The organism is Bradyrhizobium sp. A5, from assembly GCF_042076515.1.
GTDB classification, from domain to species: domain Bacteria; phylum Pseudomonadota; class Alphaproteobacteria; order Rhizobiales; family Xanthobacteraceae; genus Bradyrhizobium; species Bradyrhizobium cosmicum.
Map to the genome: position 1 here is coordinate 6,691,260 of NZ_CP148990.1, position 21,444 is coordinate 6,712,703.

Annotated in this window: 19 protein-coding genes; 7 read left to right on the forward strand and 12 right to left on the reverse strand. The window is 64.4% G+C overall.

Annotation, left to right across the window (positions count from 1 at the left end; genetic code table 11):
• Positions 1–13: 13 nt before the first annotated feature.
• A complete protein-coding gene (locus tag WHZ77_RS31650; RefSeq protein ID WP_375311513.1) occupies positions 14–649 on the reverse strand; it encodes a J domain-containing protein in 636 nt (211 codons plus the stop codon).
• A 105-nt stretch (positions 650–754) separates the two neighbouring features.
• Here WHZ77_RS31650 and WHZ77_RS31655 point away from each other — a divergent pair, with 105 nt between their 5' ends.
• The gene (locus WHZ77_RS31655) at positions 755–1,030 is read left to right on the forward strand and encodes a BolA family protein (protein WP_375314857.1); all 276 of its coding nucleotides are present in this window, start codon (positions 755–757) and stop codon (positions 1,028–1,030) included.
• Positions 1,031–1,209: 179 nt separating this feature from the next.
• On the opposite strand, the gene WHZ77_RS31660 is transcribed toward WHZ77_RS31655, so the two are convergent.
• The 3 genes from WHZ77_RS31660 to WHZ77_RS31670 are packed head-to-tail and all read right to left on the reverse strand — an operon-like array spanning position 1,210 to position 4,316.
• Positions 1,210–2,514, reverse strand: coding sequence for an HlyC/CorC family transporter (locus tag WHZ77_RS31660; protein ID WP_375311514.1), 1,305 nt, complete (start codon positions 2,512–2,514; stop codon positions 1,210–1,212).
• Between the two features lie 33 nt (positions 2,515–2,547).
• Positions 2,548–3,696 (reverse strand): 3-dehydroquinate synthase, encoded by a 1,149-nt coding sequence (aroB, locus tag WHZ77_RS31665; protein WP_375311515.1) that lies wholly within the window; start codon positions 3,694–3,696, stop codon positions 2,548–2,550.
• Positions 3,693–4,316 (reverse strand): shikimate kinase, encoded by a 624-nt coding sequence (locus WHZ77_RS31670; protein WP_375311516.1) that lies wholly within the window; start codon positions 4,314–4,316, stop codon positions 3,693–3,695. The genes aroB and WHZ77_RS31670 overlap by 4 nt, the downstream gene beginning before the upstream one ends.
• A gap of 170 nt (positions 4,317–4,486) precedes the next feature.
• On the opposite strand from WHZ77_RS31670, the gene WHZ77_RS31675 reads away from it, so the two are divergent.
• The 4 genes from WHZ77_RS31675 (at position 4,487) to WHZ77_RS31690 (ending at position 8,752) form a co-directional block, all read left to right on the forward strand.
• On the forward strand, positions 4,487–4,633 hold the full coding sequence (locus tag WHZ77_RS31675) for a hypothetical protein (protein ID WP_014439243.1): 147 nt from the start codon (positions 4,487–4,489) through the stop codon (positions 4,631–4,633).
• A gap of 17 nt (positions 4,634–4,650) precedes the next feature.
• Entirely contained in the window at positions 4,651–5,607 is a 957-nt protein-coding gene (xerD, locus tag WHZ77_RS31680) for a site-specific tyrosine recombinase XerD (protein WP_375311517.1), read from the forward strand.
• Between the two features lie 198 nt (positions 5,608–5,805).
• On the forward strand, positions 5,806–6,768 hold the full coding sequence (locus tag WHZ77_RS31685) for an acetyl-CoA carboxylase carboxyltransferase subunit alpha (protein WP_375311518.1): 963 nt from the start codon (positions 5,806–5,808) through the stop codon (positions 6,766–6,768).
• A gap of 487 nt (positions 6,769–7,255) precedes the next feature.
• Positions 7,256–8,752 carry a L,D-transpeptidase family protein gene (locus WHZ77_RS31690; protein WP_375311519.1) on the forward strand — a complete coding sequence of 499 codons (1,497 nt, stop codon included), beginning with the start codon at positions 7,256–7,258 and terminating at the stop codon, positions 8,750–8,752.
• A gap of 184 nt (positions 8,753–8,936) precedes the next feature.
• Here WHZ77_RS31690 and WHZ77_RS31695 read toward each other — a convergent pair whose 3' ends face one another.
• The 7 genes from WHZ77_RS31695 to WHZ77_RS31725 all read right to left on the reverse strand — a co-directional run bounded on the left by WHZ77_RS31695 (position 8,937) and on the right by WHZ77_RS31725 (position 16,439).
• Entirely contained in the window at positions 8,937–9,632 is a 696-nt protein-coding gene (locus WHZ77_RS31695) for an ABC transporter ATP-binding protein (RefSeq protein ID WP_375311520.1), read from the reverse strand.
• Entirely contained in the window at positions 9,625–10,359 is a 735-nt protein-coding gene (locus tag WHZ77_RS31700; RefSeq protein WP_375311521.1) for an ABC transporter ATP-binding protein, read from the reverse strand. The genes WHZ77_RS31695 and WHZ77_RS31700 overlap by 8 nt, the downstream gene beginning before the upstream one ends.
• Positions 10,346–11,452 carry a branched-chain amino acid ABC transporter permease gene (locus WHZ77_RS31705; protein WP_375311522.1) on the reverse strand — a complete coding sequence of 369 codons (1,107 nt, stop codon included), beginning with the start codon at positions 11,450–11,452 and terminating at the stop codon, positions 10,346–10,348. Before WHZ77_RS31705 ends, WHZ77_RS31700 begins: the two co-directional genes overlap by 14 nt.
• A gap of 6 nt (positions 11,453–11,458) precedes the next feature.
• Positions 11,459–12,679 carry a substrate-binding protein gene (locus WHZ77_RS31710; RefSeq protein WP_375311523.1) on the reverse strand — a complete coding sequence of 407 codons (1,221 nt, stop codon included), beginning with the start codon at positions 12,677–12,679 and terminating at the stop codon, positions 11,459–11,461.
• Positions 12,680–12,681: 2 nt separating this feature from the next.
• The gene (locus WHZ77_RS31715; RefSeq protein ID WP_014439235.1) at positions 12,682–13,539 is read right to left on the reverse strand and encodes a branched-chain amino acid ABC transporter permease; all 858 of its coding nucleotides are present in this window, start codon (positions 13,537–13,539) and stop codon (positions 12,682–12,684) included.
• Between the two features lie 36 nt (positions 13,540–13,575).
• On the reverse strand, positions 13,576–15,090 hold the full coding sequence (locus tag WHZ77_RS31720) for an amidase (RefSeq protein WP_375311524.1): 1,515 nt from the start codon (positions 15,088–15,090) through the stop codon (positions 13,576–13,578).
• Between the two features lie 164 nt (positions 15,091–15,254).
• The gene (locus WHZ77_RS31725; protein ID WP_375311525.1) at positions 15,255–16,439 is read right to left on the reverse strand and encodes a substrate-binding domain-containing protein; all 1,185 of its coding nucleotides are present in this window, start codon (positions 16,437–16,439) and stop codon (positions 15,255–15,257) included.
• A gap of 179 nt (positions 16,440–16,618) precedes the next feature.
• Here WHZ77_RS31725 and WHZ77_RS31730 point away from each other — a divergent pair, with 179 nt between their 5' ends.
• Complete coding sequence (locus WHZ77_RS31730; RefSeq protein ID WP_375311526.1) at positions 16,619–17,053, forward strand: MarR family winged helix-turn-helix transcriptional regulator; 435 nt, start codon at positions 16,619–16,621, stop codon at positions 17,051–17,053.
• Between the two features lie 234 nt (positions 17,054–17,287).
• On the opposite strand, the gene secA is transcribed toward WHZ77_RS31730, so the two are convergent.
• Complete coding sequence (secA, locus tag WHZ77_RS31735; RefSeq protein ID WP_375311527.1) at positions 17,288–20,128, reverse strand: preprotein translocase subunit SecA; 2,841 nt, start codon at positions 20,126–20,128, stop codon at positions 17,288–17,290.
• Positions 20,129–20,482: 354 nt separating this feature from the next.
• On the opposite strand from secA, the gene WHZ77_RS31740 reads away from it, so the two are divergent.
• Positions 20,483–21,415, forward strand: coding sequence for a peptidylprolyl isomerase (locus WHZ77_RS31740; protein WP_375311528.1), 933 nt, complete (start codon positions 20,483–20,485; stop codon positions 21,413–21,415).
• Positions 21,416–21,444: the final 29 nt, after the last annotated feature.

A 21,444-nucleotide genomic window follows, 5' to 3' on the forward strand; every position in this document is an offset into this window, starting at 1 on the left:
GGCGAGCGAGGCCTTACGCCTCCCGCACCACCGTCTTCAGATAATTATACGCCTTGATGATCTCGATCAGGCGGTCTTCGGTGGAGCGGTCGCCGCCATTGGCGTCAGGGTGGTGCTGCTTCACCAGCGCCTTGTACTTGGACTTGACGTCGGCGAGCGTGGCGCTGGGGCCGAGGCCCATGACCAGGAGCGCCTTGCGCTCGGCGTTCATGATCTTGCGCGTTTCGACCTTGGGCTGGGCCTCCGGACCCTTCCGCCAGCCGGTGCGGCCGTTGAGTTCGGCGAACATGCTGAACGGATCGAAGGCACCGTCGATCTCGGCCTCCGCGCCTTTCTTGACGCCGCCATTGGCGCCCATCTTCCAGGTCGGACGGTGACCGGTCAGCGCATCCTTCTGGTAGCGCGCGACGGCGTCGGCATTCATACCGGAGAAGAAATTGTAGTTCTGGTTGTACTCGCGTACGTGGTTCAGGCAGAAATGCCAGTACTCGCGCGAATTCTCGCGGCCCTTGGGCGCGCGGTGGGCGCCCTTGTTCTGACACCCGGTCCATTCGCAATTGACCACGGTGTCGCGCGGCTTCACTTCCGCCTGCTTGCCTTTCGGCTTGACGCGGATGGAGTCGAAGAACTTTGATGAATCGATCGGCATGACCAACTTTGACTACGCAATGCAAAAACCTTCAAGTCTTGACATTGCAATTAGCTACTCACCCCGGCAATTGACGGGGCGCTTGCGCAGGCTTTAATGGCACTCATGGTTATGAAAGACACTATCAGCAACAAGTTGCAGGAAGCTTTCACGCCGGAAAGCCTGCAAGTCGTCGACGAGTCACATTTGCATGAGGGCCATGCCGGCCATCGGCCGAGTGGCGAGACGCACTTTCGCGTACATATCGTGTCGCAGGCCTTCAAAGGGAAGAGCCGGGTCGACCGCCACCGCATGATAAATTCGACGCTGGCCGCGGAACTCGCCGGCAGCGTTCACGCGCTCGCGATCCATGCGCAGGCGCCGGGGGAAGGCGGGACTTAGCTCACCCTCCCCTGGAGGGGGAGGGTCGATTCACAGCGAGCGCAGCGAGATGTGAAGCGGGGTGGGGTGAGCTCTCAACTCGGGCAGCGCTCGATGCCGACAGACCGTCACCCCACCCCGTCTCATATTTCGCTGCGCTCAATATGAGCCGACCCTCCCCCTCCAGGGTAGGGTAAGAGTCAAAACGACGTCCCGGCCCGCTTCGGCCTGGCCCCTTCCGTCTCCGCCTCGCGCGGCACCGGTGAAATACGGAGCGCGGTGATGCGGTTGCGTTCGCGGCGCAGAACGCGGAAGCGGAAACCGTGGAAGGTGAAGCTCTGGCCGCGATCGGGGATCGAGCGCGCCTCGTGAATGACGAGGCCGGCAACCGTGGTTGCCTCTTCGTCGGGCAAGTGCCAGTCCATAGCGCGGTTGAGATCGCGGATCGGCACCGAGCCGTCGACGACGACCGAGCCATCCGGCTGGGCGCGCACGCCCGCGACCACGACGTCGTGCTCGTCGGAGATGTCGCCGACGATCTCCTCGAGGATGTCTTCCAGCGTCACCAGACCTTCGACCTCGCCGTACTCGTCGACGACGAGCGCGAAATGGGTTTTCCGGCGGCGGAACGCCTTCAGCTGCTCGGACACCGGGCGCATCTCCGGCACGAACCAGGGCGGCAGCGCGATGGTGGAGACGTCGATGCGCGAGGTGTCGCCGTCGGCGGCGCGGATCGCGCGCAAGAGATCCTTGGCGTGGAGCACACCGATGATGTTTTCCGGCTTCTCGCGCCAGAGCGGGATGCGGGTGTACTCGGTCGCCAGCACCTCGCGCACCAGCTCCTCCGCCGGCAGGTCGGCGTTGATCATCATCATCTCGGTGCGATGGATCATGACGTCGGAGACCTGGAGCTCGCGCAGGTCCAGGAGGCCGCCAAGCATGTCGCGGTCCAGCTTCTCGACCTTGCCCTCGTGATGCAGCAGATCGACCGCGCCGCGCAGGCGCTCGGTCGGCGACAGGATCGCCTGATGCTCGCCGGCAAGGCCGAACAGCCGCATCAACACGCGCACGATGACTTCGACGATCTTGAGCAGCGGACCCAGCACGTACATCGTCAATCGCATCGGCCGTGCGACCGCCAGCGCCATGCGATCGGGCGCGTTGATGGCGATGGTCTTGGGCAGCACCTCCGCGAAGATCACGACCAGGGCGGTCATCAAGCCAGTGGCATAGAGCACGCCGACATCGCCGAACCAGGCCGTGAAGATCGAGGTCGCAAGCGCGGACGCGCTGATATTGGCGATGTTGTTGCCGAGCAGCAGCGCGCCGATCAGGCGTTCGCGCATGTCGAGCAGCTGCGAGACGACGTCGGCATCGCGGTTGCCCTGCTTGGAGAGCCGCAGCATGCTGGCGCGCGAGGCGCCGGTCAGCGCCGTCTCGCTCGCGGCAAAGAAGCCCGAGACGAGCAGGCAGAGAATGACGATGGTGAAGCCGAGCCAGTCCATGCAACACTCAACAGAAATCGGTTCAGCCGCGCGTCAGGCCTTTTGCGCGAGTTTCTCTTGCAGGAAATCGCGCACCGGCGCCGGCTCGACGTCCTTGGCAATGACGGCGCGGCCCACGGCCTCCAGCAGGATGAAGGTGAGCTTGCCACGCTTGACCTTCTTGTCCTGCGCCATCAGCGCCATCAGCGCGTCGGCATCGGCGAGACCTTCCTGCGTGAAGCCGGCGATGTCCTGCAACCGCGTCGGCAGGCCCGCCTCGATGAGGTGCCGCTCGACGCGCGCCGCATCGGCTTGCCCGATCATGCCGAGCTTGGCCGAGAACTGCGCCGCCAGCGTCATGCCGATGGCGACGCCCTCGCCGTGGAACAGACGATCGGAGAAGCCGGTTGCGGCCTCCAGGGCGTGACCAAAGGTGTGACCGAGATTGAGCAATGCGCGCTCGCCGGTCTCGCGCTCGTCGCGCGAGACCACGGCGGCCTTGGCGCGGCAGGAGGTCGCGATCGCATGCTCCCGGCCGGGACCGCCTTTGAAAATGTCAGCGTGGTTCTTTTCCAGCCAGGTGAAGAAGGCCTGGTCGCCGAGCACACCGTATTTGGCGACCTCGGCATAGCCGGCGCGGAACTGCCGCGGCGACAGCGTATCGAGCACGGCGGTATCGGCGATGACCAGCACCGGCTGATGGAAGGCACCGAGCAGGTTCTTGCCCTGCGGCGAGTTGATGCCGGTCTTGCCACCGACGGAGGAATCGACCTGCGCCAGCAGCGAGGTCGGGACCTGCACGAAATCGACGCCGCGGCGCAGGATCGCCGCCGCAAAACCGGCGAGATCGCCGACCACGCCGCCGCCGAGCGCGATGACGAGATCGTTGCGCTCGATTTTTGCAGCGATCAGGGCCTCGCTGACCTTTTCCAGGCCGGCATAGGTCTTGGAGATCTCGCCTTCCTCGACGATGATTCGCGAGGTCGGGATGCCGCTTGCTGCGAGCGACGCTTCGGCGGGCTCGAGCCAATGCTTTGCGACGGTCCGGTCAGTCACGATCGCGGTGCGCACGCCCGGGCGTAAACGCGCGACCCGTTCGCCAAGCGAGGTCAGCACGCCGCGGCCGATGACGATGTCATAGGCGCGGTCACCGAGCGCGACGTCGACGTTGACGGGGTCGGAATGTTTCAAGGGGGCAGTCATTGTACGGCACTCGCGACGTCGGCAGGTGGTTGGGCGGCCTGCTCGCCGCACAGATGGGCGCGCAGCGTCTCGATGCACTCCTCGACGATCTTGTCGTGCGGCACGTCGCGCGAGGCGATGGTGAGATCGGCCTTGGCATAGACCGGTTCGCGCTCGGTGAGCAGGCGGGTGACGGTTCCTTCGGGATCGGCGGTCTGCAGCAGCGGGCGGTCGGCGCGGCGGCGCACGCGGCGCATGATGACGTCGTGATCGGCCTTGAGCCAGATCGAGATCGCCTTCGCCGCGATGCGGCTGCGCGTCTCCTCGCGCATGAAGGCACCGCCGCCGGTCGCCAGCACGATCGGCCCGCCGTCGAGCAGGCGCGCGATCACCCGGGCCTCGCCGTCGCGGAAATGCGGCTCGCCGTGGCGTTCGAAAATTTCCGGTATGGTCATGCCGGCCGCCGCCTCGATCTCGGTATCGGCATCGACGAAGGGAAGCTTGAGCCGGAGAGCCAGGCGGCGGCCGATGGTGGATTTTCCCACCCCCATCATGCCGACGAGCACGATCGAGCGCGACCCGAGCGCCGACAGGATGTCGGCCTCAGGCGCAGCTTGGATCGGCAACGCGGCGTCGGACATGAAACTCGCTCTGAATCTCGCTCAACCTGCCGCCAAAGGCGGCATCCTTTCGCCACCTATACGACCCCGCAGGGGGCCTCGCCAGAGGACTCTTGCCACGAAACGGCGAACATGTTGGATGATTTCATTGGTTTATTTGCCCGCCAAGAGCCCTACCGAGACCCTGCACGATGCCCAGCCTGTTCCGCTTCCTGACGGTCGTCGCCGTGATCGCCGGCATCGTCTATGGCGTGGTCTTCGCGCTGGCGAACTTCGTCAGCCCGAAGTCGCGGGAAATGACGGTGACGATCCCGCCGGATAAGTTTCTCAAGAAATAGGGGCTAGCCTCCTGGGCATGCGTGCAAAGCCCTCAGATGCAAAACTCACCGGCCTGTTCCTCGACATGCTCGCGGCGGAACAGGGCGCCGGGCCCAATACGCTCGATGCCTATCGCCGCGACCTCACCGATTTCTCCGGGTTTCTCAGCCGCACCGGACATACATTTGCGGATGCGGAGACGCAGACGCTGCGCGACTATCTCGCCGATCTCGACACGCGCGGCTTCAAATCCACCAGCGTCGCGCGGCGGCTGTCGGCGATGCGGCATCTCTACCGCTTTCTCCTCAACGAGCGCATTCGCAATGAGGATCCCGCCGCGATCCTGTCGGGCCCCAAGCGCGGCCGCGGCCTGCCAAAAGTGCTGTCGATCGCGGATGTCGACCGCATGCTCCGCCGCGCCAAGGAATTGAGCGAGGCGGCGGAGGCCTCGCCCGCGGAGCGGCTACGCGCTTTGCGGCTCTATTGCCTGCTCGAGGTGCTCTACGCCACAGGCCTGCGCGTCTCCGAGCTGGTGGCGCTGCCACGCACGGCGGCCAAGCGCGATGCCCGCATGATCGTGGTGCGCGGCAAGGGCGACAAGGAACGCCTGGTGCCGCTCAACGAGGCCTCGCGGCAGGCAATGGCGGATTATCTCAGCGCAACGGAAGCGGCAAAAGCCGACAAGAAGAACAGCCTCGCCGCCTCGAAATGGCTGTTTCCCTCCTTCGGCGAGAGCGGACATCTGACGCGGCAGCACTTTGCCCGCGACCTCAAGGAGCTTGCAGTCGCCTCCGGGCTGCAGGCCCGGCTGGTGTCCCCGCACGTGCTGCGCCACGCCTTCGCCAGCCACCTCCTGCACAACGGCGCCGATCTGCGCATCGTGCAGACCCTGCTCGGCCACACCGACATCTCGACCACGCAGATCTATACCCATGTGGTCGAGGAGCGGCTGAAGAGCCTCGTGCGCGACCTGCACCCGCTGGCGGAGAAGTAAGCAGGCCTCGTGCCCCGGACCGGCAACCGATGAAACCGCCTTGACTTCGGCCACATCTCCGCAGAAAGAGCCGTGGCCTCCCGCATGATTTGGCCCACTCACTAACAGCCCACAAGCCAACTCATTGAAGAAGCTACACTTCTTTCCGCGACCCCGACCTCGCTTCGCTCTCTCGCCCCGTCCCCCTATATTGAGTTGATGCCAGACCAGATGCGCAGCTATCTCGACTTCGAAAAGCCCGTCGCCGAGCTCGATTCCAAGCTCGACGAGCTGCGCACGTTAGCTGCCTCCGGCAGCGACATCGGCGAGGAGATCGGGCGGGTCGAGGACAAGGCGGCGCAGGCGCTGGCCGACCTCTATGCGAACCTGACGCCGTGGCAGAAGACGCTGGTGGCGCGGCATCCGCAGCGGCCGCATTTCAACGACTTCATCAAGGGCCTGATCACCGAATTCACCCCGCTCGCCGGCGACCGCAAGTTCGGCGAGGACGAGGCGCTGGTCGCCGGCTTCGGCCGCTTCCGCGGCGAGGCGATCTGCGTGATGGGCCAGGAAAAGGGCGATTCCACCGAGAGCCGCATCAAGCACAATTTCGGCATGGCGCGGCCCGAGGGCTATCGCAAATGCGTGCGGCTGATGGAGATGGCCGAGCGGTTCGGACTGCCGGTGCTGTCGCTGGCCGATTCCGCCGGCGCCTATCCCGGCATCGGCGCGGAGGAGCGCGGCCAGGCCGAGGCGATCGCGCGCTCGACCGATGCCTGCATGGCGCTGACCGTGCCGAACATCGCCATCATCACCGGCGAGGGCATGTCGGGCGGCGCCATCGCCATCACTACCGCCAACAGGGTCCTGATGCTGGAGCACGCGATCTACAGCGTGATCTCGCCGGAAGCGGCGTCCTCGATCCTTTGGCGCGACGGCAGCAAGGCGCAGGAAGCCGCCAACAACATGAAGATCACCGCCCAGGACATGCTCCGGTTCGGGGTGATCGACAGCATTCTGAAAGAGCCGGTCGGCGGCGCCCACCGCGACCCCGCCGCCATGATCGCCACCACGGGCGACGCCATCGCCAAGGCTTTCGACGAGCTCCGTGGCCTCGACGGCGACGCCATCCGCAAGCAGCGGCGGCAGAAATTCCTCGATATCGGCCGGAAACTGGGCTGATTCGGACTGTTTTGGTCGTTTGCGGCTACGGTAGGGTGGGTTAGCCGTAGGCGTAACCCACCACTTTTCGTCTCCGCGGAACAAGAAGAGGTGGGTTACGCTTCGCTAAGCCACCCTACTCAGCTGCCCCCGGTAACCCCGCGTTAACCCTTTTTTTGCCCAAATCAGCGATCTGAGTCCGATAGGGTCCAAAGGCCCAAGTAAAGCCTGAAGTCGCGTCCATTTAGTCTCTGTTGACCATGTGACTGGGCCAACGGGCTCGTGATCCCTACTCGGGTTGCGACCACATGACCCAGAGGTTAGAATTTTAATCAATGGCTTCAGGGCATAAGCGCTGGAGCGTGGTCTGAAAAACCCGCAGCTAACGGGTCCGGATGTCCGGTCGGTCCATGCTTCGAATTGGGGTTCGCGCGATGCCCGGGACGGTGTGGGGTCCATCTTGATTTCTCGTTCGCTTGCTCGCGCGCTCTTGGCTTCGGTTGCGCTGATGACGGCCAGTGTTCTGCTGGCCGGCTGCGACACCGATCAGGTTTCGCTCGCAGCCAACGCCAAGGCGAACCAGCCGGTGCCGCCAAAACTTCTCGCCGCGATGGTCGAGAAGGACATGGACCTGCAATCGCCGATCCTGGTGCGCCTGTTCAAGCAGGAGGCCGAACTCGAGGTCTGGAAGCAGGCCCGCAACGGCCAGTTCGCGCTGCTCAAGACCTATCCGATCTGCCGATGGTCGGGCGATCTCGGGCCGAAGGTGCGCGAGGGCGACCGCCAGGCGCCGGAGGGATTCTACTCGATCAATCCGAGCCAGATGAATCCGCAGTCGGCCTATTATCTCTCGTTCAACACCGGCTATCCGAACGCGTTCGACAAGGCTTTGGGGCGCACCGGTTCGCAGCTGATGGTGCACGGCGATTGTTCGTCGCGCGGTTGCTACGCGATGACCGACGAGCAGATCGCGGAAATCTATTCGCTCGGCCGCGAGTCGTTCTTCGGCGGCCAGAAGGCGTTCCAGCTGCAGGCCTATCCGTTCAAGATGACGCCGGTGAACATGGCCAAGCACCGGAACAATCCGAACATGCCGTTCTGGAAGATGATCAAGGAAGGCTATGATCATTTCGAGGTGACGCGGAAGGAGCCGAAGGTCGATTTCTGCGAGCGCAAATACGTGTTCGACGCCGCCAGGCCGCCCGATTCCAAGCGCGACCCCGTGTTCGACGCCTCCGCAAAGTGTCCGGCCTATGTGATCCCCGAGGAGATCGCCAGCGCCGTGCGCGAGAAGGATGCGCGCGACCAGGTCGAATACGCCAAGCTGGTCTCGCGCGGCACGCCGGTGGCGCGCATGAACACCGGTATCGACGGCGGCATGAACAAGATTTTTGCCGCGAAGATTCCGGAAGGATCGACCGGTCTCTCCGAAGGCGCCGAGGGCACCACCTTGCAGATGCTGGCGATGGCAAAGGCGCCGGGCACCATCCCCGGACATGTCAATCCGCCGAAGCCGAATCTCGACGCGGCCACGACCTCGCCGCAGGAAGAGCCGGTCGTCGCCGTCAGCGCCCCCGCCGCCAACACGCGCGTCGCCGCAACCGCGCCGACCGAGAAATCCGGCTTCTTCTCGAGCCTCGGCCGCAAGATGGGTATGGGCGCCGCGGAGACCACGGCGACCACGCCGCCGCCGCAAGCCACCGCGTCCGTCGCTCCGGCCACGACGACCACCACGCCGACCACCGCAGCATCGAGGCTGAAGGCCGCGGTGACCCGGTTCGTACCGGGGCATGACAAGTCCAAGGATGCAGCGAAGGATGCGCCGAAGCCGGCCGTTGCAGCGAAGCCGGTCGAGCCGACGAAGCCCGATACGCGGCTTGCCGCGACGCGTCCCGCGCTGAAGCCGTCGGTGTCGGATGGCGCCGGTGAAGCAACGCAAATCATGGGCGCCGCGCCGGTGGTGCAGTCGAACTCGTTCGACAGCCGGTTTGGGGCGGTGAAGTAAGGGCGGCGGCGACTTTCGCTCTCGCCCTGCCCTCAGCTGTGATCGCCCGCGAAAGCGGGCGATCAAGTATTCCAGAAACAGTTGTGATTGAACCGATAAGCTGCGGCGTACTGGATGCCCCGCCTTCGCGGAGCATGACAGTTGAGATCGGAGTAAGGCCGGCGCGCTTCAGCCGCGCCGCATCTTACGGCGCCAGATACCGCACCAGCTCCGGATTGTCCTTCACCTCTTTCGCCTGACCCTGCAGCGCGACCCTCCCGCGGTCCAGCACGTAGGCGTAGTCGGCGACGCGCAGCGCAAGGTCGAGGTGCTGCTCGACGATGATGACCGCGATGTTCTTGGCCAGTTCGATCAGGCGCTCGGTGATTTCCTCGATGACGCCGATCCAGACGCCTTCGGTCGGCTCGTCGAGCAGCAACAATTTCGGATCGCCCAGCATGGCGCGGCCGATGGCGAGCATCTTGCGCTCGCCGCCGGAGAGCGTGCCGGCGGGCTGGTCGAGGCGCTGGCCGAGTTTCGGGAAGATGGCCAGCACGTGGTCGACGGCGTCGGCTTTCTTGCTCGCGAGCGAGCCGACCGCGAGATTGTCGCGCACCGACAGGCGCGCGAACACCGAATGCTCCTGCGGCACGTAGCCGATGCCGGCGCGAACGCGCTCCTGGGTGGCGCGGCGGCTGATGTCGCGGCCGTCGAAGGCGACCTCGCCCTTCCACGCCGGCAGCTCGCCGACGATGGTCTTCATCAGCGTGGTCTTGCCGGCGCCGTTGCGGCCGAGCACGGCGACGCCGCCGCGCCAGGGAATGCCGAGGTTGACGTCGAACAGGACCTGGCTGCGGCCATAGCCGGCGTCGAGATGCTTGATGTCCAAAAATTCAGGCACGGCGCAGATAAATCTCCTGGACGGCTTTGTTGGCCTGGATCTCGGACACGGTGCCCGATGCCAGCACCTTGCCCTGGTCGAGCACGGTGAGGCGATCGCAGATGTCGCGGATGAAATCGAGGTCGTGCTCGACGATGACGAGCGAGCAATGTTGCTTGATCGGCTGCAGCAACTCGCCGGTGACACGGCGTTCCTCCAGGCTCATGCCGCCGGTCGGCTCATCCAGCAGCAGAAGCTTCGGCTTGCCGGCGAGCGCCATCGCGATCTCCAGCCATTGCTGCTGGCCGTGCGACAGCGCAGCCGCCGCGTCGAAGGCGCGATCGGCGAGACGGAACTGGGTCAACATGGTCATGACCTGGTCGTGCAGCGCGCCGCGTGTGCGCGAGAATACCAAGTCTAGCAGCGAGGATTGCGCCTGGAGCGCGAGCAGGATGTTGTCGTAGAGCGTCAAGGACGGCAGCACGCTGGTGATCTGGAATTTCAGGCTCATGCCGGCCCGCGCGCGTTCGGTCGGCGTGAACGTGGTGATGTCGGTGTTGACGAAGGAGACCTTGCCTTGCGTCGGCACCTCGGCGCCGGCGATGCACTTCATCAACGTGCTCTTGCCGGAGCCGTTCGGGCCGATCAGGCCGTGAAACTCGTTCTCGCCGACGGTGAGCGCGGCGCCGTCGAGCGCGGTGAGCTTGCCGAAGATCTTCTTGATGCCGGCGGCTTCAAGGAGCGGCATTGCGCTTCTCCTTTTTGTCCGTCTTGGGTGTCGCACCGAAGCTGCCGACCCGCTCGCGCTCGCCGAGCACGAAACTGATCAGGCCGAGCGGCCGGAACAGGATCACGAGCAGCAGCAGCAGGCCCAGGATGATCGGCCAGATGTCACGGTAATTGTCGGAGAGCCAGAAGCTGACACCTTCGACGATGATGGCGCCGATGACGGCGCCGATCAGCGTGCCAGAGCCGCCGAACAGGACGTAAAGCACGACCTGGGTCGAGACCACGACGCCGACCATGTTGGGCCAGACGAACCCTTCGTGGAAGGCATAGAGGCTGCCGGCAAGGCCGGCGACGGCGCCGCCGATGGTGAAGATGATCGCCTTCAGATGCTGGACCTTGTAGCCGAAGAAGGCGATGCGCTGCTCGTTCTCGCGCAGGCCTGCGAGCGCGAGGCCAAACTGCGAGCGCACCAGGAAGCGGCACAGCAGGTAGACCACGACGAGAATGCCGAGCACGAGATAGTAGAAGGGCGGCCCTTCGGTGAATTCGTAGCTGCCGAGCGTCATCGGCGCGATCGAAGGGATGCCGTTCTGGCCGCCGAGGTAGTACCAGCCGCGCGCGAGGCGGTCGGCAGCGTAGGAGCCGGTGAGCGTGCCGAGCGACACGAAGATCACGCTGGAGGGATGCCGGCCCAGCAGCAGGAAGCCGCCGAGCAGCAGCGAGAAGGCGAGGCCGATCAGCGTGCCTGCCGGCAGCACCAGGAAGATGTTGGTGATGTCGAGGTCACGCGCGAGCAGCGCGACGCCATAGCCGGCCGAGCCGAAGAACAGGGCCTGACCAAAGCTCATGATGCCGGCATAGCCCCAGACCAGGTCGAACGACAGCGCGAACAGCGCGAGGATGATCACGCGCGTCGCAAACACCGTGAGATAGTCCTGCAGCACCAGCGGCGCGAGCAGCGCTGCGACAAGCACGACGCCCTCCACGATCGGCAGGATCTTTCGTCCCGCCGCGGCCTGCCCTGCCGTGCCGCTGCTACTCATTGCAACGCCCGCCTCCCCGCCGATCCCGGCGGGGACCGCCTGCTCCACTGCGCCCATCGATTTCGGCATTCCGCCTCAGCATTCCTTGGGATCGACGAGCCCGTCGCTGCGTCCGACGATCTCGTAGTTGCCGGCCTTGGCGACCGCGGTGTACATCTTCATCTTGCAGTGCCGCTTGCCCGGCACCATCTCGGCGGGTCCGCCCGGACCTTCGGCGATCTTGGCATGGTCGAGCGCGGCGGCAACCGAATCGCGGTCGACCTTGCCGGCCTCCTTGACGGCGGCTTCCCAAAGCTTCAGGCCGCGATAGGTGCCGGTCGCGGCGCTGCCGGCGGCAAACAGGAAGTTGCCCGGAAAATCCTTCTCGTAGGCCGCCTGGATCTTGGCGTCGAACGGGTTCTCCTTGGTCAGCACCTTGAAGTAATCGAGACAGCTGGCCAGGCCCTCGATCTCGGCGGCCTGATTGATGTTGAGGGTGTTCTCGTCATAGTAGACGCAGGCGAGCCTGCCGCCGTTCTTGAGGAAGCCTGCTTCATAGAGCTGCTTGAAGAACGGACCGACGCCCGGCGGAATGACGGTATTGAAGACGACGTCGACCTTGTTGGAGATGATGCGGTTGACGGTCGAGGAGAAGTCGACCTGGTCGAGCGGGTAATATTCCTCGAACACGACTTCGCCGCCGTTCGCCTCGATCACCTTGCGGGCGTAGACGTTGAGCGTGTGCGGCCAGACATAGTTGGCGCTCGGCAGCGCGAACTTCTTGCCGCCGTTCTTGATCAGCCAGGGAATGAATTCGTCGCACTGCTGCGCCGGCGTCGGACCGGTGCAGAACAGGTAGGGCGTGCACTCCTTGCCTTCGTAGAGCTGCGGATAGATGTAGAGCGTCTTGCCGCGGGCCACGATCGGATCCTTGATGGCGTTACGCATCGAGGAGGTGATGCCGCCCAGCACCATGTCGACCTTGTCGCGCTGGATCAGCTTGCGCACGTTGCCGACGGCGACGGATTCGTTCGACGCGGTATCCTCGATGTAAAGCTCGAGCGGACGGCCGAGCAGGCCGCCGGCAGCGTTCATCTCCTTGACCAGCATCTTGGCCACGTTGGCGTCGGCCGTGCCGGCATAGGCGATCGGGCCGGTGAGGTCGGTGGCAATTCCGACTTTGATCGGGCCTTCCGCCGCGTTGGCCCAGGGCGCCGGAATCACCCAGCTGCCGACGCCGGTCGCGACCGCGCCGGTCGCAAAGGCAAAATTGGAGAGGAAACGACGACGCGTGAGATTGGTACGATCAGCAAACATGCTTAAACCCCTTTTCCAGCGATGAGGCCCTGTGGCCGGAATTTGATGAAGACAATGGCGAGAACGAAGACGAGGACGTCGGCGACGACGGGCGCCATCACCCATGGCAGCGCGGCGCTGAGCGTGCCGATGACGCCGGCTCCCGCGACCGGCCCGATGAAGGAGCCGACGCCGCCGACCATGACAGCGACAAAGCCCTGGATCAGGAAGCGCAGGCCGAGATCGGCATAGAGGCTGAACACCGGCACGATCAGCGCGCCGGCAAGACCGGCGAGCGCCGAACCGAACGCAAAGGTGGCGCCGTACATCAGGGGCGTTGAAATGCCCGAGGCGCGCGCCAGCGACGGATTCTCCAGCGTGGCGCGCATGCGCAGGCCGAAGCTCGTGCGCGACAGCAGGAGATAGCAGCCCGCCATCACCAGCAGCGTGATGACGATGATGGTGAAGCGCCAGGCCGAGATGTGCATGGCGCCGATATCGATGGAGCCGCCGATCGGCTCGGGCACGGTGAGATAGAAGCCGCCGATCAGCCCGCGCACGGCCTCACGGATGATCAGCCCGAGCGCATAGGTACCAAGCATCGCCACGATCGGCGCCGCGTAGAAGCGGCGGATGATCAGAGCCTCCAGCGCGAAGCCGAGCGCGCCGACCACGAAGGGCGCCGCGACCATGCCGGTCCAGATCGGCATGCCCTTGGCGTAGGCGAGATAGGTGATGTAGGCCCCAAGCAGGACGAACTCGCCCTGCGCGAAGTTGAAGATCCCCATCATGCTGGCGATGATCCCGAGCCCCAGCACGATCAGGACGATGATCGCGCCGAAGCTCAGGATCTCGAACGCCGCGACGAACGCGTTAGCCATGCTTTGCTGTTCCGTCCGTCTGCATTGGTTCTTCCCTCACATCTTCTTCCAGTCGCCGATCTGCTCGAAGGCATGCGCGGCGCGGTAGATGGTGGATTCCTCGAACATGCGGCCGACCAGCATCAGGCCGACGGGCAGGCCGTCAACCATGCCGCAAGGCAGCGACATCGCGGGATGATGGGTGATGTCGAACGGCGCGGTGTTGGAGATCATCTCCAGCGCCCGGGCGACGTAATCCTCGCGGCTGGCGGTCGGCTCCGGTAATTTCGTCGCCTTCATCGGCGTCGTCGGCAGCAGCAACAGGTCGTATTCGCCGAATGCCTTGTCATAGGCCGCGGTGAGGCGGCGGGAGATGTTGAGCGCCTTGCCATAGTAGCGGGGACCGAAGGTGTTGTTGATGTAAGTGCCGAGCAGCAGAAACAGCTTCGTCGTCTCCGACAGCGAATCCGCCTGCCGGCGCCAGCCGCGATGGAAATCCATCAGCGAGGTCGAATAGAGGTCGGACCGGGAGAGGCCATAGCCGTCGCCATACATCATGGTCTGGGTCATGCCCTCGGTGCCGATCGGCGTCCAGATCGCAGGTCCCACCAGATGCATCGGGATCGACACGGTCTCGACGGTGGCGCCGAGATCCTTGAAGCGCTTGGCGGCTTCTCGCACGCTTTCATTCACGGCGGACTCGGCGGTCGCCTGCTCGAAGCCCTCCTTGAGGATGCCGATCTTCATGCCCTTGACACCCTGGCCGAGCGCCTTGGTGTACTCCTCGACCTTGGGCGCCTTGATGCGGGGGTCGTAGCCGTCGTCGCCGGCCAGCACTTCGAGCAGCAGCGCGTTGTCGGCAACGGTGGCCGTCATCGGACCAGTGTGATCGACGAAAACCTCGATCGGCATGATGCCGGTGTAGGGGACGAGGCCCCAGGTCGGCTTCATGCCGTAGGTGCCGCAGAACGAGGACGGCATCCGGATCGAGCCGCCCTGGTCACCGCCCATCGCCATGTCGGCTTCGCCGAGCGCGACGACGACGCCGCTTCCCGAAGACGAGCCGCCGGCCGAGTAACCCATCTTGTAAGGATTGTGCACCGGGCCGACCGCCCCGGTGTGGCTGCCGCCGGACATGCAGAAGGATTCACAGTGGGTCTTGCCGAGGATTTCCCCACCGGCGTCCAGAATGCGGGTGACGACCGTGGCGTCGAAATCGGGCACATAGCCTTCCAGCGTCGCCGAGCCGTTCATCATGGGCACGCCGGCGAGCATGATGTTGTCCTTCAGCGCGACGGTCTTGCCCTTGAGCTTGCCGCTCGCTGCGCCCTTCACGGTCGACTTGCGATACCAGGCGTTGCGCGGATTCTCCTCCGGCGAGGGCCGATAGCCCGGCGTGCGCGGGTATTTGACCTCCGGCACTTCGTCCGGCATCGCGCCAACGAGATTGTAGGCGTCGATCGAGCCCTGCATCAGGCCGCGAAACGAGGTGACGTCTTCATCGGACAGCGCGAGGCCGCACTGCTCGGCGACGGTGCGCAATTGGGCTGGCGTGGGAAGGGCAACGGTCACGGGGCTCTCCTTGAGGCTTCTTGATCCCTGGCTTTGGACGAAAGCCTCCCGGTCGCGCTTGCACAGCGCGGGCCAATCGGCTTCGCGTCGATATTACAGACGGAAATATTTTCCTTTTCAAGTATTATTTCGCAGATCGGCCGCGACGGATGCGCGGCCGCCTCTCAGAGCGTCTTGACGAGCTTGAAGTCGAGGCCGTCGGCTTCGGCGAGATACATCGGCATCTCGGCACGACCGTCGCGCAGGGTCACGGGGCCGCGGGCGGCCGTGTAGACCGTGTTGCGCGCCGCCTTCAGCAGCGGACGCAACCCCAGCGAACCGGCCCGATTGGCGACCGACTCCAGGAAGCGCAGCCCTTCGTAATTGGACTGGCCGACCGAGCCGACCGGCGGGGCATGCGGACCGAACATGGAATAATAGGCGCCGAGGAACTCGTCATTGGCACGCGAGACCATGCCGTTGAAATAGCCGGAGGCGCAGAACAGATTCGCGGTGTTGTCGGCGCCGATGCCGAGCAGCACGGTCTCGTCCATCGCGCCCGCGAGCCGCAGCGTCGACGTGTCGAGACCCGCGTCCGCGAAGGCGCGGTTGAAGGTGATGCTGTCGGTGCCGATCAGCGAGATCAGCACGACATCCGGCTTGGCGGCGCGGATGCGCGCCAGATGCGCCTCGTGATTGTCCTCGCCGACGGGGACGAACTCCTCGCCGACGACCTGGCCGCCGGCTGCCTTGATGTAGCGCTTCACCGAACGATGCGACTGCCAGGGCCAGACATAGTCGCTGCCGATCAGGTACCAGCGCGCCGCTTTCTTGACGTCGGCAAGCCAGTGGATGGCGGGGCGGCTCTGCCAGCGCGGCGTCTCGCCGATCGCCATCACACCCGGCGTGCGCTCGCCACCTTCATAGACCGGCGTGTAGATGTAGGGGATGCGGTTGCCCGTGACCTTGCGCAGCGCGACGCGGACGGCGCTGATATGCGAGCCCATGATGAGATCGACCTCATCGAAGGCGATCGCCTGCTCGGCGCGCCGCACGACTTCGTCGATCGGCCCGCCGGAATCGTAGATCGACAGCTCCAGCTCGCGGCCGAGGATGCCGCCGCGCTTGTTGATCTCGGCGACCGCCAGCATCGCGCTGTTGGTGGAGGTCGGGCCCCAGATCCCGGGCGAGCCGGTGAAGGTGAGGAAATTGCCGATGCGGAGCTTGTTGCGCGCGCCGCGGCGCTTCATGAAATGCGCATCGATTGGCGACAGGTCGAAATCCGCTGCCGACGACGACAGATTCCTGAACAGCATGGACGGCGGCAACGCCGGACCGCCGTGAGCCGGGAAGTTTACCGTCGCGCGCACGCCAACTCCTGTCCGGTACCAGACCTGAAAGCACAATGAGCAGGCGGCCGCGGCTTCCGCCCTTTTGTTGTGCAATGATCCTATTTTGAAAATATTGAATATTCAAGAATTGAAGTGCATATAGAAGCAGCATCGATTGCAAGACATTCACTCATTTGGGTCAAGACGAAGTCTTAGCCGTGGCAAAACCGAACTCTCCGATCACCGAACACCTCGCTTACCTGCTCGCGCAGGCCAACCGGGAGATCAACCGGCAGCTGGAACTGCGCTTGAGCAAGGAAGGCGTTCCCGTCGAGCAGTGGCGCATCCTGAAGGTGCTGTCGGATGGCAACGGCCATTCGATGGGCGAGCTTGCCGACGCCGTGCTGCTCAATCATCCGACGCTGACCAAGATGATCGACCGCATGGTCTCCGACACGCTGGTCTATCGCGTGCAGGACCCCAACGACCGCCGCAAGGTGCTGATGTTCATCTCCGACCGCGGCAACGTACTGTGCAGGAAGCTCAACTCACTCGCGGTGGACCAGGAAGAGCACATCCTGGAGAGCTACGGCGACAAGTCGACGAGTGAGCTGAAGCGGTTGCTGGAGAGCTTGATCGACAGCTCGAATTGAGCGCGCAAGCAGCACAAACTCCCTTTCCGCACGTCGTCCCGGACAAGCGCAGCGGAGCGCATGGCGCGAGCCAAATACTCGCCGTCATCGCCCGATTTGATCGGGCGATCCAGTATTCCAGAGACTGATCTGATTGAACCGAGAAGCCACGCCGCACTGGGGCGCCCGGTTAAACCGGGCGACGGCAGCGGAGAATGAGGCGCCGGCGGTGCCGCACCTCATCGGCCCTAAGCCTTAGCCGTACCGCCCGTGGCAGTGCTTGTACTTCTTGCCACTGCCGCATGGGCAGTCCTCGTTGCGGCCGATCTTGCCCCAGCTGGCAGGGTTCTTCGGATCGCGCAGCGCCGCGTCGGTAGCCTGCGGCGCGAGCGAGACGTTGGCGACGGCCATTTCGTCTTCGCCGGTGTTCGGATCGAACTTGTGCGCTTCCATCGGCGGCAACACCGGTGCTTCCTGCTCCGGCGGGACGATCTCGACGCGCATCAGCTGCGCCGTGACGGCCTCGCGCAGATGCGCGCTCATCTCCTGGAAGAGATTGAAGGCCTCAGTCTTGTACTCCTGCAAGGGATCGCGCTGGCCGTAGCCGCGCAGGCCGATGACCTGACGCAGATGGTCGAGCATGACCAGATGCTCGCGCCAGAGATGGTCCAGCGTCTGGAGCAGAATGGTCTTCTCGACGTAACGCATCACGTCGGGACCCCATTGCGCGACCTTGGCCGCCATGTGCTCGTCGGCTTTGGTCTCGATGCGAGTCAGCAGCTCCTCGTCGGCGATGCCCTCTTCCTTGGCCCATTCGTCGACGGGCAGGTCGAGGCCGAGCACGCGCGTCAGCTCGTCCTTCAGGCCGGCGACGTCCCACTGCTCGGCATAGGCATGCTCGGGCACGTGCTTGGCGACGAGGTCGTCGATGAAGGCATGGCGCATGTCGGTGACCGTTTCGACGACGCTCTCGTCCTTCATCAGGTCGACGCGCTGATCGAAGATCACCTTGCGCTGGTCGTTCTGGACGTTGTCGAACTTGAGCAGGTTCTTGCGGATGTCGAAGTTGCGCGCCTCGACCTTCTGCTGCGCCTTCTCCAGCGCCTTGTTGATCCAGGGATGGATGATCGCCTCGCCTTCCTTCAGGCCGAGACGCTGCAGCATGCTGTCGAGACGGTCCGAGCCGAAGATGCGCATCAGATCGTCTTCCAGCGACAGGAAGAACTTCGAGCGGCCGGGATCGCCCTGACGGCCGGAACGGCCGCGGAGCTGGTTGTCGATGCGGCGGGATTCGTGACGCTCGGAGCCGATGATGTAGAGGCCGCCGGGCTTCTTCACGGTCTTGGCGGGCTTGGAGCCCTTCGCCGGCTCGATCTCGACGGTCTCCTCCGCCTTCAGCACGATGTCGCGGAAATGCTGGATGTCGGCCTTGATCTGCTCGATCTTCCTGGCCTTCTCGGCATCGTCGGTGATGCCAGCAGTCTCCTGCTGGATGCGCATCTCGAGCGAGCCGCCGAGCTTGATGTCGGTACCGCGGCCGGCCATGTTGGTCGCGATCGTGATCGCACCGGGAACGCCGGCTTCGGCGACGATATAGGCTTCCTGCTCGTGGAAGCGCGCGTTCAGGACCGCGAACAGCTTCGCCGGCTTGTTGGCGCGCGCCGCGGCGTACAGCTTCTGCATCGAATTCTCGCTGCCGAAATCGATCTGCCGGTAGCCATGCTTCTTGAGGTACTCGGCAATCACTTCCGACTTTTCGATCGACGCAGTGCCGACCAGCACCGGCTGCAGCCGCGCATTGGCGCGCTCGATCTCGGCCAGGATCGCTGCGTATTTCTCGTTCTGGGTGCGATAGACCTCGTCGTCCTCGTCTAGGCGGGCGACCGACAGATTGGTCGGGATTTCCACGACCTCGAGCTTGTAGATGTCGAACAGCTCGTCGGCTTCGGTCAGCGCCGTGCCGGTCATGCCGGCGAGCTTTTCGTACATCCGGAAATAGTTCTGGAAGGTGATCGAGGCCAGCGTCTGGTTTTCCGGCTGGACCTGGACATGCTCCTTGGCTTCCAGCGCCTGGTGCAGACCTTCGGAATAGCGCCGGCCGGCCATCATGCGGCCGGTGAACTCGTCGATGATCACGACCTCGTCGTCGCGGACGATGTAGTCCTTGTCGCGGGTGAACAGCGTGTGGGCGCGCAGCGCCTGGTTGATGTGGTGCACGACGGAGACGTTCTCGACGTCGTAGAGCGACTCGCCCTTGAGCTGGCCGGCATCGCGCAGCAGACCCTCGATCTTCTCCATGCCGGCTTCGGTGAGCGTCACCGTGCGCTGCTTCTCGTCGACGTCGTAATCGGTCTTGTCGAGCTTGGGCAGGAACGAGTCGATGGTGTTGTAGAAGTCGGAGCGGTCGTCGAGCGGGCCGGAGATGATCAGCGGCGTGCGCGCCTCGTCGATCAGGATGGAGTCGACTTCGTCGACGATCGCATAGAAGTGCGGCCGCTGGACCATGTCCTCGAGCCGGTACTTCATGTTGTCGCGCAGGTAATCGAAGCCGTATTCGTTGTTGGTGCCGTAGGTGATGTCGCAGGCATAGGCCGCCTTGCGCTCGGCATCGTCGAGGCCATGCACGATGACGCCGGTGGTAAGGCCGAGGAAGCCGTAGATCTGGCCCATCCAGCCGGAGTCGCGGCTGGCGAGGTAGTCGTTGACGGTGACGACGTGGACGCCCTTGCCGGCGAGCGCGTTGAGATAGACCGCGAGCGTTGCGACCAGCGTCTTGCCTTCGCCGGTCTTCATCTCGGCGATGTCGCCCTCGTGAAGCACGATGCCGCCGATCAGCTGGACATCGAAATGGCGCTGGCCGAGCGTGCGCTTGGCGGCCTCGCGGACGGTGGCGAAGGCGGGCACCAGGAGGTCGTCGAGCGTCTTGCCCTCGGCGAGCTGCTGCTTGAACTCGGCGGTGCGGGCCTTGAGCGCCTCGTCCGAGAGTTTCGAGACCTCTGGTTCCAGCGCGTTGATCGCGTTGACGCGGGACTGATATCCCTTCACCCGCCGGTCGTTGGCGGAGCCGAAAAACTTGCGGGCGAGCGCGCCGATCATGCCTAGTTCCTGTGTTCGCGATTCAACCGCGTTGCAGCCAAGAAGTTGTCACCCGCCTGCCTATCAACTCACCGTGACGCCTTATGGCGCCAGAGCCCGGACTGCGGGGGGTCATCCGCCATATGGGTGGGAATTGGGCAAGCCTGGGTTCAACGGCCAAAAACGCAGCAAAATAAACGCCATCGCCATGGTCGCGACCGGGCAGAGATATGGCCCGGTCAGGGCCTTGTCAACGGCAGCCGCATTGCGGCTAATTCATCATTTTGACAGACTTTTCGCGTTGCCAAGCCCCCCTGAATTGGGCGAGTGTCCGCCCGCTTCGAGCAGCCCCCTGCTTCAACAAAAGGATTTTCCATGACCACCTCGTTCCCGGTAACCAAAACCGGCCTGCGCTTCGGCCTCGCCACCGCCCTCGTGGGCTGCCTTGCGCTGGCGCTGATCGCGGGTCCCGGCCGGGCTGCCGACGATCCGGTCCTGGCGAAGGTCAATGGCGCGGAAATCAAGAAGAGCGACGTCGCCATGGCCGAAGAGGAACTCGGGCCGAGCCTCGCCCAGATGGACCCGGCGACCAAGGACGAGAACGTCCTGTCGTTCCTGATCGATATGAAGATCGTGTCCAAGGCCGCCGAGGACAAGAAGGTCGCCGACAGCGAGGAGTTCAAGAAGCGCCTGGCGTTCGCCCGCAACCGCCTGCTGATGGACAATCTGCTGGCTCAGGAGGGCAAGGCCGCCACCACCCCCGACGCCATGAAGAAGGTCTATGAGGAGGCCTCCAAGCAGATCACCGGCGAGCAGGAAGTGCGCGCCCGCCACATCCTGGTCGAGACCGAGGACGAGGCCAAGGCGGTGAAGGCCGAGCTCGACAAGGGCGCCGATTTCGCCGAACTCGCCAAGAAGAAGTCCAAGGATCCGGGCTCCGCCGACGGCGGCGACCTCGGCTTCTTCACCAAGGAGCAGATGGTGCCGGAATTCTCGACGGTGGCCTTCGCGCTCGAGCCGGGCAAGATCTCCGACCCCGTGAAGTCGCAGTTCGGCTGGCACATCATCAAGGTCGAGGAAAAGCGCAGCCGCAAGGCGCCGGACTTCGAGCAGGTCAAGGCCCAGATCGAACAGTACGTCACCCGCAAGGCCCAGGCCGACTACGTCGCCAAGCTGCGCGCGGAAGCCAAGGTCGAGCGCACGGACCAGCCGGCGGCGGACGCCAAACCGGATGCCAAGTCGGATGCCAAGCCGGCCGACCCCGCCAAGCCGTCCGACAGCAAGATGGCGCCGCCCGCGAAGAAGTAAGAATTCGCTGTCACTTCGCGGACGCCAAT

Excerpts from the sequence above, each read along its gene's own strand:
- WHZ77_RS31705 (WP_375311522.1), bottom strand. The coding sequence starts at position 11,452 with ATGCCGAAATCGATGGGCGCAGTGGAGCAGGCGGTCCCCGCCGGGATC.
- secA (WP_375311527.1), bottom strand. The coding sequence starts at position 20,128 with ATGATCGGCGCGCTCGCCCGCAAGTTTTTCGGCTCCGCCAACGACCGG.
- aroB (WP_375311515.1), bottom strand. The coding sequence starts at position 3,696 with ATGACTGCCCCCTTGAAACATTCCGACCCCGTCAACGTCGACGTCGCG.
- WHZ77_RS31670 (WP_375311516.1), bottom strand. The coding sequence starts at position 4,316 with ATGTCCGACGCCGCGTTGCCGATCCAAGCTGCGCCTGAGGCCGACATC.
- WHZ77_RS31660 (WP_375311514.1), bottom strand. The coding sequence starts at position 2,514 with ATGGACTGGCTCGGCTTCACCATCGTCATTCTCTGCCTGCTCGTCTCG.
- WHZ77_RS31655 (WP_375314857.1), top strand. The coding sequence starts at position 755 with ATGGTTATGAAAGACACTATCAGCAACAAGTTGCAGGAAGCTTTCACG.
- WHZ77_RS31700 (WP_375311521.1), bottom strand. The coding sequence starts at position 10,359 with ATGCCGCTCCTTGAAGCCGCCGGCATCAAGAAGATCTTCGGCAAGCTC.
- WHZ77_RS31715 (WP_014439235.1), bottom strand. The coding sequence starts at position 13,539 with ATGGCTAACGCGTTCGTCGCGGCGTTCGAGATCCTGAGCTTCGGCGCG.
- xerD (WP_375311517.1), top strand. The coding sequence starts at position 4,651 with ATGCGTGCAAAGCCCTCAGATGCAAAACTCACCGGCCTGTTCCTCGAC.
- WHZ77_RS31740 (WP_375311528.1), top strand. The coding sequence starts at position 20,483 with ATGACCACCTCGTTCCCGGTAACCAAAACCGGCCTGCGCTTCGGCCTC.
- WHZ77_RS31685 (WP_375311518.1), top strand. The coding sequence starts at position 5,806 with ATGCCAGACCAGATGCGCAGCTATCTCGACTTCGAAAAGCCCGTCGCC.
- WHZ77_RS31690 (WP_375311519.1), top strand. The coding sequence starts at position 7,256 with ATGACGGCCAGTGTTCTGCTGGCCGGCTGCGACACCGATCAGGTTTCG.
- WHZ77_RS31710 (WP_375311523.1), bottom strand. The coding sequence starts at position 12,679 with ATGTTTGCTGATCGTACCAATCTCACGCGTCGTCGTTTCCTCTCCAAT.
- WHZ77_RS31675 (WP_014439243.1), top strand. The coding sequence starts at position 4,487 with ATGCCCAGCCTGTTCCGCTTCCTGACGGTCGTCGCCGTGATCGCCGGC.
- WHZ77_RS31650 (WP_375311513.1), bottom strand. The coding sequence starts at position 649 with ATGCCGATCGATTCATCAAAGTTCTTCGACTCCATCCGCGTCAAGCCG.